Annotated in this window: 10 protein-coding genes; 9 read left to right on the top strand and 1 reads right to left on the bottom strand. The window is 40.1% G+C overall.

Going from position 1 to position 12,990, the window contains the following annotated elements; genetic code table 11:
- On the top strand, positions 1–949 hold a 949-nt coding region (locus tag DUK53_RS17515), incomplete at its 5' end, for a hypothetical protein (RefSeq protein ID WP_161564239.1).
- A gap of 299 nt (positions 950–1,248) precedes the next feature.
- On the opposite strand, the gene DUK53_RS11090 is transcribed toward DUK53_RS17515, so the two are convergent.
- Positions 1,249–1,491: a Tn3 family transposase gene (locus DUK53_RS11090; RefSeq protein ID WP_077947553.1), complete on the bottom strand. Its 243-nt coding sequence runs from the start codon at positions 1,489–1,491 to the stop codon at positions 1,249–1,251.
- Positions 1,492–1,748: 257 nt separating this feature from the next.
- Here DUK53_RS11090 and DUK53_RS11085 point away from each other — a divergent pair, with 257 nt between their 5' ends.
- The 8 genes from DUK53_RS11085 to DUK53_RS11050 all read left to right on the top strand — a co-directional run bounded on the left by DUK53_RS11085 (position 1,749) and on the right by DUK53_RS11050 (position 12,974).
- The gene (locus DUK53_RS11085; protein ID WP_124892732.1) at positions 1,749–4,424 is read left to right on the top strand and encodes a putative mucin/carbohydrate-binding domain-containing protein; all 2,676 of its coding nucleotides are present in this window, start codon (positions 1,749–1,751) and stop codon (positions 4,422–4,424) included.
- 191 nt (positions 4,425–4,615) lie between these two features.
- Positions 4,616–7,375, top strand: a complete 2,760-nt coding sequence (locus tag DUK53_RS11080; protein WP_112859900.1) for a toxin Cry1Ac domain D-VI-related protein — start codon at positions 4,616–4,618, stop codon at positions 7,373–7,375.
- A 180-nt stretch (positions 7,376–7,555) separates the two neighbouring features.
- Positions 7,556–7,993, top strand: coding sequence for a DUF4352 domain-containing protein (locus DUK53_RS11075; protein WP_052164927.1), 438 nt, complete (start codon positions 7,556–7,558; stop codon positions 7,991–7,993).
- Entirely contained in the window at positions 7,983–9,161 is a 1,179-nt protein-coding gene (locus DUK53_RS11070; protein WP_036090270.1) for a glycosyltransferase, read from the top strand. Before DUK53_RS11075 ends, DUK53_RS11070 begins: the two co-directional genes overlap by 11 nt.
- Positions 9,130–10,332 (top strand): glycosyltransferase family 4 protein, encoded by a 1,203-nt coding sequence (locus DUK53_RS11065; RefSeq protein WP_052164926.1) that lies wholly within the window; start codon positions 9,130–9,132, stop codon positions 10,330–10,332. Before DUK53_RS11070 ends, DUK53_RS11065 begins: the two co-directional genes overlap by 32 nt.
- A gap of 11 nt (positions 10,333–10,343) precedes the next feature.
- Entirely contained in the window at positions 10,344–11,603 is a 1,260-nt protein-coding gene (locus tag DUK53_RS11060) for a nucleotide sugar dehydrogenase (RefSeq protein ID WP_036132018.1), read from the top strand.
- 25 nt (positions 11,604–11,628) lie between these two features.
- Complete coding sequence (locus DUK53_RS11055; RefSeq protein WP_036090265.1) at positions 11,629–12,300, top strand: YveK family protein; 672 nt, start codon at positions 11,629–11,631, stop codon at positions 12,298–12,300.
- On the top strand, positions 12,297–12,974 hold the full coding sequence (locus DUK53_RS11050) for a CpsD/CapB family tyrosine-protein kinase (RefSeq protein WP_036090263.1): 678 nt from the start codon (positions 12,297–12,299) through the stop codon (positions 12,972–12,974). The genes DUK53_RS11055 and DUK53_RS11050 overlap by 4 nt, the downstream gene beginning before the upstream one ends.
- Positions 12,975–12,990: the final 16 nt, after the last annotated feature.

The raw sequence follows: 12,990 nt of genomic DNA, 5'->3' as shown, positions 1-12,990 counted from the left end.
AACGGTGGAACTTTATATCAACGGCGTCCGCAAAAAAGTATCTACACCAACAAATGGAGACTTCAAGCTGTATGCCCAAGGTTTTGGTTTAAAAGTTGGCGACACATTTGAAGTACGCGGTGTCGATACCAAAGGAAATAAAGGGCCAATCGCGACAGGAACCGTTCTCAGCTCTTCCTCATCAGTTGCCTATGGTCTAACGGCTAACGACGCGGGTCTAAGCGCAACAACCATTACTGGAACCGCTGGATCTGGTTTGACAACTGTCCGTCTATCTATTGATGGTACCATCGTCAAAGTCGGTCAAATTAAAGCAGATGGCACCTACAGTATTTCCACAAACAATCTGATTAAACCAGGTTCAAAAGTAGAAGTAGTAGGATATGCCGATAAAACAGAAATGGCTCGTAAAACAGTGAACATTGTTAATGATGAAAAACCAACATTAGAAGCCTTAACGATCGATGACGACGCAGTGAAAGGCTCTGTAACAGCAGGGTCAGCAACAGGATTCCGTGTAAGTATCAATGGCGTAGCCGTTAAGACAGGAACAATTGCAGCCAATGGGACGTTCCAATCAAGCATTGGGAAACAAGCAGTCGGAACAGTTGTTACGATTGAAATCAGAGATACGACAGGTTACAATACATTCCGTACGGCAAGTGTCACGGTAACAGGATCAGCCGTAGTGAAACTGACAGCACCAGTCCTAGAAAAAATGGACGGTAACTACATCGTAGGAACAGCACCAAAAGGAACGGAATTAATTACAATTTACGAAAATGGTGCAGCCGTAAGAACGCAAAACGTAAGTGCGATGACTGTGAACCCAGATGGTAGCTTTGCATTCAAAGCGTATGTAGCACCAAGTGCAACAAGCGTTCAAGTCCAAGCTAAAAACAGCGACAAACGCATGACAAGTGATCTATCTACAGCACTAACAAAGTAAATTTTAAACATACTAGGGGTACTGAGCGAGCAAAGGGGGTTTGTATCGATAAGGATTGCAAACTTCTTTCTACCAAAAGATTAAAGGTATGTAAGGTTGAATATTTAACGCTTGCAACTGTATTGGGATAGATAACATGTCAAATTTATACTCATCTAAAAATGTAATATGTTGCCAATTAATTAGCGAGATGTGCTCCATATATTTTATTACTTCCGGGTTTGTTTTAACCAGATAATCATAGGTGATTTGTAATAGGGTAGGGAGAGCAAAACACGAATATACAACGCTAAGAAATTTTAGAAAGCACCGAAATCCATTGTGTCACAATAGATTTCGGTGCTTTTCGTCCGTCGGGAATCTAGTGATTTTAAGGTTTGAAATGTCATATCATCCGTGACAGAAAAAAGATATTCCCCAAGAAAGTTAATGTGTTTCCAGCCTAGTAGAGAGATATGCTCTAGTAAGGTTTCATCAAACGTGTCTAGCTCTTTCAAGGTAGTTACTGCTTTTTCTAAATAAACCGTATTCCATTGTTGGATAAGCTGTGCCTTGTTCTGTTTTCTAAAGGTAAGACAATCTGGTAAAAGCGGTGTAACAGAATCCTATTCTCCGAATTGTTAAAAATAATCCAGATGTTCACAGAAATGTTGAATTTAAATATAATTATCGAACTATTACCGGCAATCTTTTAATAAAGAATAGTCTTAATAATGATATGATAATTATTAAGAAGTAGTTTAATCTTACTTCGAGTAACGAGATGGGGATAAAATTTTTAGAAAAGAGGAGATGACGAATGATGAATACTAAGATTAAAGTGGTTTTTGCATTTATTTTGTTACTTACTATAGTGATGACTGTCACTATGATGCAGCCAAAAGTAAATGCGGCAACACTGGAGAAAAAACTGTACACGTTAGAGGATCCAACATGGCTAAAAAATCAAGGGTTTAGCAAAGGAATTAATCATGATAAACAAGATTTAGGTATTGTACTCCCTAAGGCTGGGACTATCGAGATTAGACAAAAAAATACGAAATTCAAAGGAAACGTCACGCTAGAATTATTAAATGATGATAACAAAACGGAGAGTTCTCAAACTATCGGAAGTTCGTGGGTAACTGTAACAGCTATCAATGACGCTGTGCCTTTTGTTAGGACAGTCTACACGGCAGATGGGAATGCTCCTGTAGTCGAATATAAAGTAAGTGATAATATTACAGATCTACCAGTCTTTAAACAGGGAGATAACGAGGCTAATTTTTGGGGGAAATGGGATAAAACGAATGCGAGCTTCGGATTAATCGGCAATAAATACATCCAGATTTTAGTTCCAAAAGGCGATAAAGCTTACCTGAAAAAAATGAATGATTTCTCTTCCATCGGTGCTTTACTAGCTTATTACGACAACGTATTTGAAACGTACAATGAGCTTGCGGGTTTATCTTTCACACCACAAAAAGCGACAGATAAAAACATCCCAAATCGCTATTTTGCAAAAGCAGATAAAAACGGAGCTGGTGCGGGGTACTATGGAGACACTCATACCGCCGAAACAAGCCCATCTGTCATTGCTTTTTGGCTAAAGCCAGGTTGGGGCGGACTTCATGAGATTGGGCATGGTTACCAAGGAACATTCATGGCGGATAATACATTTTCTACAGGAGAGGTATGGAATAATATTTACGCCAACTCCATGCAGAAAAAGGATTACTACAACGGTTGGCTCTATGAGGGAAATCTAGCGACACAAGAAACGGATTTTTATAAAAATGTTTATACGGCGAAAACGCCAACAAATGATTGGAACTTGAGAAATAAACTGTATATGTTGACGCTCATGAAAGATAAAGCAGGAGACCCAGCCTTTGCACATTTTAACCAATCGCATCGTGCTGAGGTAAATGCAAAGACACTTGGGGAAAATCCGCTAGTTCTAGATTTGTTGAGCAAGTATTTTGGAGAAGTAAGTCACTATAATTTCACACCCTATCTAGAACTGGTTCAAGGTTCTATGTCTCTCAAACAAAAAGTGGAAAACCTCTATTCTGGAAATAAAGCTGTGTATCCTTTGGCATCGCTTCTCTCTAGTGATAATTTGCAAAAAGCAAAAAAAGATATTGCCTTGGATACTAAATGGGGCTTAGTGAGCAATAATCAGCTTGAAAAATACAAAGTAGTGAATACTATGAATATCCAATTTACGATCAATGATTTCACGCAAATAAAAGGTAGGACATTAAAGATTAAGGATGGCGAAGATGTAGTACGAGAAGTTAAGATTACGGCACCGACAGTTACGCTTAAAAATATGCCAATTGGAATCTATTCGCTAGATATCCCTACAGGAGTCGATCGTTTTTACGAGCCATCAACAAACTATTTGGCTGTATCAGACTTTAGCAACAATGCGACTATACAGATGAATGAACTGCAAACGTCATATATTGCGACACAAGAACTGATTTTTAAAGGAATAAGTGATGATATTTTTGCTACAGCATCAGTGGATCCTGAGAAAGGGAATCTGGAGTTTGCTATTACAAAAAGTGATCCACATGTTTATTTTAAAGATGATTATGCCTCCATCCAAGTATTCAATGAGAACGGGCAGTCTGTTTTCAAAAGCACTATGAATGGAGTTAAGACCGAGAAGGGCAAGTTCCAACTCGCGATTAAACCAGGCTTTACAATTAAGGTGATGCATCAAGAGCCAACACGTTTTAGCATTACTGGAACAGCCACTAAACTTACAAACGCCTCGATAAATCAAGTATTCAAAGTAACAAAATACGGTCTAACCAGTGACCTAACAGGAGTAACGGTTCAAGATGCACTGGCGAACTATAAACAGAAACTCGCGACATTTGCTTCCACAATCAGTGATAACAGCAAATTCAAAAACGAAGATAATATTATCTTGAAATCAATGCTCAGAAAAGGGATTACCTATCTGCCAGATACTGATCAAGCGAATTATCAAAAAAATTATGCCGATTTAATTGCAGTAAAAAAAGAAAGCTCACAAAATATTTTGAGTGGGGAACAATTTCAATTCCAACTGAAAGGCTATAGTGATTGGGAGTTTGCCAATATGCGCATTAATTTAAGCACAAAGAAAGCAACCATTACCCAAAATTTTGGTGAGCCTCATTCCTATTTCGCAGATGCGTATGCCACAGTCAAGATTAATAACGCTAAAGGTAAAGAAATTTTCAAGAAAGATTTCATTGGACGAGACCAAGCTTTGGCAACGCAAAATAATGTACCAATCGCTGTTGGTGATTTTATTACGGTAGCCCACAGAGAATTCGATATACGCCTCTTTTTAAATAATGAAAAAACGGGAGAAAACTATGAAACATACAGAACAGCAACATATCTTGTGACCATAGGGGGGCTTGAAAAAGTGGACGCCTCATGCATCCCGACACCGCAAGCAGAAGGTCCATATATAACAATACCATTTTGATTTACGTAATATGCCGTTTATTGTTATGAAAGTTTCTCTATGATTAATTTTCTTCTATCATAAAGGAGCCATATCCTCCATAAGAATTTGTGGCTTTTTTATACATGTTACGTGTTTCTGTTGTAAAGTTTTCATCGTGCAAAAACCATGATTGTAAGAATGAAATTTTAAAAACTGAAAAGAGGTAAAAAATGAAAAACACAGGTAAAAAAATAGCAGTAGGTTTATTAACAACGACAATCGTAGCATCGCAAATCTTCCCAACATCATTAAGTTTATCAGAATCATTGAGCGGTGGACATCTAGCAGAAGCAGCAGTAGCAAATGACTACTTCAGTGATACACCAGCTCAAACAGGAACAGATATAACTATGACTGAAGCTAACGGAAAGCTTAATATCGTAGTCAATTTAACGAAACTTAGTATTGGTGGGACAATTAGAATCAATATAATTAATAACGTTGGTGGAGAGCTGTATAATTATGGGGTAGTGGAAACACCAACAACTACAGGGGTAAAAACCTATACATTAGATAAAAAAGTTGATGTTCCTAAATTCGGCTTAATTAATGTGTCTTATTATACAAAAAGTGGATCTCATCTTTCAACTAGAGCTTATGTATTTGGAGATGGTTTAACGTCAGCTAGCCAAGATTTATCGAATGCAACTAACCTGGTCGATACTCTTTTCACAGACTCTAATAAATATAGCCTGAAGCTAACAACAGACCAAGCAGCAATTGATGAAGCACAAGCAGCGGTAGATAAACTTGCACAAGGAACAGATAAAACCAATTTACAAAACGATATTAACAAAGCAAAAGAATTGTTAGCAAAACAAACAGTGGATAAAGCAACGCAATATACTGCAAAAACTTCTGTTGACGCCCTATTTACAGATGCAACAAAAACAGGCATTAAACCAACAACAGACCAAGCAGCAATCGATGTGGCACAAGCTTTAGTAAACAAAGTACAAGATCCAACAGTAAAAGCAGACTTACAAAAGGATATCGACAAAGCCCAAAGCTTACTTGATGCACGCACACAACAAGCAACAGATGATCTGAATCAAAAAGCAGCTGCAAGCTATGCAGTGAATCAACTATTCGTGAACAACACACCAGCAAGTGACGCAATCAAAGCTTCCGCAGATCAAGATGCCATCGATAACGCGCAAGCAGAAATCGACAAAATCAAAGACCCTGTTCTAAAAGTAAGTTTACAAAAAGATTTGGATCGCGCACAAGAACTATTAAATCAACGCAATGCACCAGCAACAGAGAAAACAAAACAAGATGCAGCCAGAAAAGCAGTTAATGAATTATTTATCAATCAAACACCGACAAGCAACGAAATTGATGAATATATAATCAGTCAAAAAGCTATTGACGATGCACAAAAATTAATTGATGTAGTCACTGATCCAACGGTAAGAGAAGTATTGCAAAAAGACTTGGAACAAGCACAAAGCCTATTTGATACATTGCAAGTAGAACGTGCGAAACAAGATGCAGCAATACAAGCAATAATTGCATTGTTCACAGATAATAGCCTCACCAGCAACACGATTAAAGATACAACCGATCAAAAAGCGATTGATGGTGCGCAACAATTGGTTGATGCATTAACAAATCCGACAGTACAAGAATTATTACAAGAATACTTAGACAAAGCACAAGGTTTACTGGATGCGAAGAATGCAGCAGCAACAGAAAAAGCGAAACAAGACGCAGCGAAAAAAGCAGTGGATGAACTATTCAACAGTAACACCCCAACATCAGGAGCAATCAAACCAACGACAGACCAAAAAGCCATCGATGATGCGAAAAAACTAGTCGATGCGATCACAGATCCAGCAGTGAAAGCAGAACGTCAAGCGGATCTAGACAAAGCGCAAAACCTATTAGATGCGAAAAATACAACACTAACAGCACCAAAAGTAAACGGTTATGGCGTGACAGATGAGTACATTACAGGAAAAGTAGATGCGAGCACAGTAACGGTGGAACTTTACATCAACGGCGTTCGCAAAAAAGTATCTACACCAACAAACGGAGACTTCAAGCTGTATGCCCAAGGTTTTGGTTTAAAAGTTGGCGACACATTTGAAGTACGCGGTGTCGATACCAAAGGAAATAAAGGGCCAATCGCGACAGGAACCGTTCTCAGCTCTTCCTCATCAGTTGCCTATGGTCTAACGGCTAACGACGCGGGTCTAAGCGCAACAACCATTACTGGAACCGCTGGATCTGGTTTGACAACTGTCCGTCTATCTATTGATGGTACCATCGTCAAAGTCGGTCAAATTAAAGCAGGTGGCACCTACAGTATTTCCACAAACAATCTGATTAAACCAGGTTCAAAAGTAGAAGTAGTAGGATACGCCGATAAAACAGAAATGGCTCGTAAAACAGTGAACATCGTTAATGATGAAAAACCAGTTCTAGATGCGCTAACAATGGATGACGATACATTGAAAGGTTCTGTAACAGCAGGATCAGCAACAGGCTTCCGTGTAAGCATCAATGGTGTAGCCGTTAAGACAGGAGCAATCGCAGCGGATGGGACATTCCAATCAAGCATTGGGAAACAAGCCGCAGGGACAGTTATTAAAATTGAAATTCGAGATACGACAGGTTACAACACATTACGCGTAGCAAGCACAACGGTAACAGGGTCAGCCGTAGTGAAACTGACAGCACCAGTCCTAGAAAAAATGGACGGTAACTACATCGTAGGAACAGCACCAAAAGGAACGGAATTAATTACAATTTACGAAAATGGTGCAGCCGTTAGAACACAAAGCATTAGAACGATGACAGTGAACCCAGACGGTAGTTTCACATTCAAAGCCTATGTAGCAGCAAGTGCAACAAGCATTCAAGTCCAAGCGAAAAACAGCGACAAACGCATGACAAGTGACTTGTCCGCAGTATTCACCAAATAAGGAAAAGCAAGTACAGGGCGACTATATCCGTTGTCCTGTACTTGCTTTTTTGCCATTCTCTCGCAATTGTCACTATACGATGACAAAACAAAATACAAGAAAAAAGCCAACCATGGTTAAATAGAGTTAAGGAGCCGAACAAAACAGGTATCCAACAACTAATAAAGGAGAATCATTTTTATGAAAAATAAAAAGAAGTTCACAATAGCAGGAATGGTCGCCATTTTAGTACTAACGGTTGGTTTAGCGATTAATGCGACTTTATTACAACCAAAAACAGATATTGGTACCACACAAGATATAAATGGTCTATTCATCAAGGTGGCCGATGTTCAGCTGGTCAATAACGCCAAAAAAGTGCGAGTCCACTTTGAGGTTAAAAATAATACGAAACAAACAACAGGAATCGGTGCTGGAAACTTCCACATCACGGTGAACAAGAAAGATTACCAGATGACAGGCGGTAACAACTTCGGTCAAGAAATCGCAAAAGGCGAGACTATCACAGGGGATGGCTACTATGAATTTCCGAAAGAACAAGACAAAGTATTACTGACCTACACCTCACCAGAAGGAGAAACGCTGACTTGGGATTTAGGAAAAGTCGATGAAAAATAAGCCATTAAACGAAAAAAAAGTATTTGTTTACAGCTCAGTGCACGTCTGGAACGATACACGAATTTACTACAAAGAAATCGATACACTACTAAAAGCCGGTTATCAGGTGGAGCAAATGGCGGTGGAGACGACGCAACAACCCGAATTTCGCCAGAATTTAACGCAAAGGTTATTCCAAAAAGGTAGCCGGTTCAAGCGATTCACAAGATGGTTGAGCATTTACAAGGCTATTCGTCAATCGGACGCGAAGTATTATCATTTTCATGACCCTGAATTATTATTACTTTTGCCAATATTGCGAAAAAAGAAAGGAGTTTTCCTTTACGACATGCATGAAAATTTTCCGAAAGCCTTGGAAACGAAGGCATGGATTCCAGCGGCTTTGCGCACACCACTTGCCAAAATCGTTAAGCGAATGGAGCAAAGATGTCTGAAGCTGTGTGATAATGTCATATTCGCTGAGACGTCCTATAAAAAAGATTATTCATATGTCACGCAACGATACGACGATATACTGAATTATCCCACATACCAAGAAGCATTATCGTCACCGGAAAGTGTGGAGCAGACGCTAATCTATATCGGCGGAATTGAAGAAAATCGTGGGTTATGGATTATGCTAGAGGCGCTGAAAAACTTGAAGCAGTCAGGATATGAGGATTTGAAATTAAAATTAATAGGTCCCATTTTTGAAGCAGATAACGAAAAAATCGATGTTTTTGTCTCAAAGAATGGTCTAATGAGCAATGTCGAGCGACTAGGCAGAATCCCAAATGACGAAATTGGTGCCCATATGGCTAATGCTACGGCTGGACTTTGCCTATTAAAGCCTATACCGAATTATATGGAATCGATGGCGACGAAGATGTTTGAATATATGTCAGCCGAGTTGCCAATGATCGTGTCGGATTTCCCGATGTGGTCGGAATTAATGGAAGAAACACAAAGCGGCTATAGCGTCAATCCACTGGATAATTTAGAAGTAGTGAACGCGATTGAACGGTTGCTGAAAAGTAAGAAGTTACAACAAGAAATGGGCGCAAATGGACGTTATCACTACGAGAAAACCTACAATTGGACGGCAGAAGGGAAAAAATTACTTGCCCTTTACGAAGTGGCAACAAGCGAGGTGCTAAATGAAAGTACTGTATATCAGCCAACATTTTGAGTCAGAGAATGGCTTAACAAGGCCATATGAATTAGCGAAGAAGTTAGCAGAAGATGGTGTTGAGGTGACCATGTTAACCGGAAAGAACATGGCGGAAAAAGAATTAGACGGTATCCAGATTGCTTCGACAAAAACGAATTATGATCATACTTTTGCCTTTCATAAGCGTGTGCTGGCTTTCCTCCTGTTTGTCATTAAAAGCATCTATCTTGGGTTGAAAGAAAAGAATGTGGATGTTATTTATGCAAGTTCTGCGCCAATCACAGTGGGAATTACAGCACTCATCGTAGCAAAAATCAAGCGCGTGCCTTTTATATTTGAAGTTCGGGATGTATGGCCAGATGCACCGATTGAAATGGGAATTATCCGCAACAAGGCTGTTATCAAAATGGTTCGCGGTTTGGAGAAATTGATTTATCGTCACGCCTCTCATATTGTAGCTCTTTCTGATGGGATTAAGCGTAACATTGTTCGAAAAGGTATGGAGAAAAGCAAAGTTAGTGTCATAACGAATCTCGCGCATTGTGCTAAAGCAACTCAGTATGCCTCTGAATGTGAACGAAATCACATTGAAATGCAATACCCGGAACTAATTGGTAAGACAATCGCGCTATACCCAGGAACATTTGGCGCGGCGAATGATCTTTCTTTCCTACTCGATGTCGCGACACAGCATCCAGACCCTAATATTCATTACATCTTGATTGGACGCGGCAAAGAGAAGGCGATGATGGTAGAGACGATTCGGAATCGCGGGTTAACAAACATTTGGTTACTCGATAATATGCCAAAAGCAGAGGTTTTTAGCTGGATGTCAGCGAGTGACGTCGGGATTGTGAATTTAGCAAATGTTCCAATTCTAGCTGCTGAAAATAGTTCCAACAAATTTTTTGACTTCCTATCGCTGAGCAAGCCAATCGTTTTGAATTTCAAAGGTTGGCAAGATGATTTATTACGGGAAAACAAAGCAGGTGCAGGATTTGATTACGATGATAAGGCCGGATACTATGATTTTCTAAAAAGGCTACACAATCATAAAACGGAAAAATTAGAAATGGGAGAGCGAGCACGAGTGCTTGCGGAAACTCATTTTGATGCACGCGTTTTGAAAGAAAAGTTTGTAGAATTAGTTAAAAGTTATGAAGTGAATGAAGGATATGAATTAAATTAGGAGGAATAAAGATGAAAATAGCAACGATTGGACTTGGATATATTGGTTTACCAACGGCAGTTATGTTCGCGAAACACGGGCAAGAAGTGATTGGTTTTGATACGAATAAAGAGGTTATCGCCCGTTTACAATCTGGCTTTATTCACATTGAAGAGCCGGGATTACAGGAAGCTTTTCAAGGCGTTTTAGCCAGCGGATTATTACGCCCAGTGAGCCAATTAGAGCCAGCCGATACGTTCATCATCGCCGTTCCGACGCCGCATACGGAGGATCATTCGTGTGATACGAGATACATTCGCCAAGCGGTGAAAGACGTGATTCCGCTGCTTATAACAGGAAATACCATCATTTTAGAGTCTACGGTAGCACCGAAAACAACGACGGGCGTGATTCAGCCGATGTTAGAAGAAGCGGGCTTTACGATAGGTGTGGATGTGCATTTAGTCCATTGTCCAGAGCGCGTGCTACCAGGTCAAATTATGACGGAATTAGTGCGTAATAACCGGATTATCGGTGGGGTAACACCGGCCTGTGCCAGCGCCGGTGAGGCTGTTTACCAAACATTTGTAGAAGGCGAGATGTTATTGACGGATGCTTCCACGGCCGAACTTTCAAAATTGATGGAAAACACGTTTCGCGACACGAATATTGCCCTTGCGAATGAATTGGTGAAACTATCAACGGAGCTTGGAATTAATGCGCTGAAGGTTATTGAAATGGCGAATAAGCATCCTCGTGTGAATATTCATACACCGGGGCCAGGCGTGGGTGGACATTGTCTCGCAGTTGATCCGTACTTTATCACGACCGCTGCGCCAGAACAGACACCGCTTATCCAAACAGCCAGAAAAATCAACAGTAGTATGCCAGAATATATCGCGGAAAGTGTGGAGACAATCACGAATAAAGCGGCGAAAAAAGTAGTCATTCTCGGCGCAGCTTATAAAGGCAATGTTGATGATATTCGCGAAAGTCCAGCGCTAAAGATAGCCGAGCATTTGCAACAACGCGGTATAGAGGTTCATGTATATGACCCACATGTAGCGTATTACAACATGAATCCAGAAACTGCTTTTGCAAACGCTGATATGGCGATTATCGCGACGGAACATGATGAATTCAAGCACTTGCCAATGTCGTTATTAACTAGTATGGCTACCATGCAAATTTTTGATACAAAAAATATTTTTGAAGGCGTTCATGAGGAATTGACGTATATCACGCTTGGAACATTGCACCGTTACACGAATTGCCAGCAGTTTCAGTCATAAAAAAGCTTAAGGAGACGATAAAACAATGGACAAAACAATTGATTTAAGTGGTATTATCACGATTTTGAAACGTTTTTGGTGGGTTGTCGCCATCCTTGGCATTATGGGAATGGCAACAGCGTTCGTGTATACGAATCATTTTGTTGAGAAGCAGTATGAAGCAACAAGTCAAGTGCTTGTGAAGCCTGAAAAAAATGAAGATAATCGTAATTTTGACGTACAGCTGAACAAGCAGTTAATTAGCACGTATCAAGTGATTGTGACAAGTGGTAGCGTGCTAAATCAAGTGCGCGATGAGCTTAACTTAGCTGATTCAAACAAAGAACTAGCTAGTCGAATTACGGTGACGAATGAAGGATCCTCGCAAGTTTTGGTGATTGGCGTGCAGGATACGGACCCGGAGCAAGCGGTTCTCGTCGTCAATACGCTATCTGAAATTTTGCAAGAAGAGGCGAAAACGATGATGGATGAGAAGAATGTCCGTGTGTTGTCACCAGCGGAATTGGAAAATAGTCAAGTTCCAGTGAGCCCTAATTTGAAAATTACCATTTTGTTAGGTTTTATAGCAGGTGTAACGCTTGCCATTGCGATATTTGTAATTATCGAATTGACAAATACAAAACTTAGAACGCGTGAAGATGTGGAAGCTTTGGTGGACATTCAAGTGTTGGGAAGCATTGAGAGGAGGAAATTATGATGAGAAAAGCAAAAAACAAAGAGGATAAGAAATTAACCGTTTTTACGCAGCGAAATACACAAATTGCGGAACAATTTCGAATGATTCGCACAGGTTTACAGTTTCTCGCAGAAAAGCGTAGCGCCAAGCATTTTATGGTGACTTCATCGGCTTCTGGTGAAGGGAAGTCGGTCGTTATTGCGAATTTAGCAGCATTTTTTGCTCAGCAAGATAAGAGGGTTCTCATTATTGATGGAGATTTACGACGTCCAACACAACATGATATTTTCCAAGTGGAGAATTATTACGGGTTTGCGGATATTTTGAAAGAAGAAACAAACGTGAAAAAAGCGATTCAGAAAACGGCAGTGGAGAATCTGGATGTATTGGTATCAGGGATGTTACCGTACAATCCGGCGGAGTTACTTGCAAGTTTTGACTTTGACGCCTTTTTTGCGGAATTGGATGCAGCATATGATTTCATTTTTATTGACGCGCCACCTGCGATTGTTGCAGATACACCGATTATTGCGAGCAAGGTGGATGGGGTAATCGTGGTCGTTGGTTTACGCACTGTCAAGCGGAGTAAGCTTGAGCAGACGATTAGAGAAGTGAAAACAGCAGGCGCGAACGTAGTCGGAATCATTTGTAACAAAGCTAAGCCGACTAAGAAAACAGCTTATTACTACAAATAAGAAGGAGAAGGTGAGT

The organism is Listeria sp. SHR_NRA_18 (assembly GCF_003856515.1).
GTDB classification, from domain to species: domain Bacteria; phylum Bacillota; class Bacilli; order Lactobacillales; family Listeriaceae; genus Listeria_A; species Listeria_A newyorkensis.
Note: the sequence above shows the minus strand (reverse complement) of the source record. Positions and strands in the feature narration are given on the sequence as shown.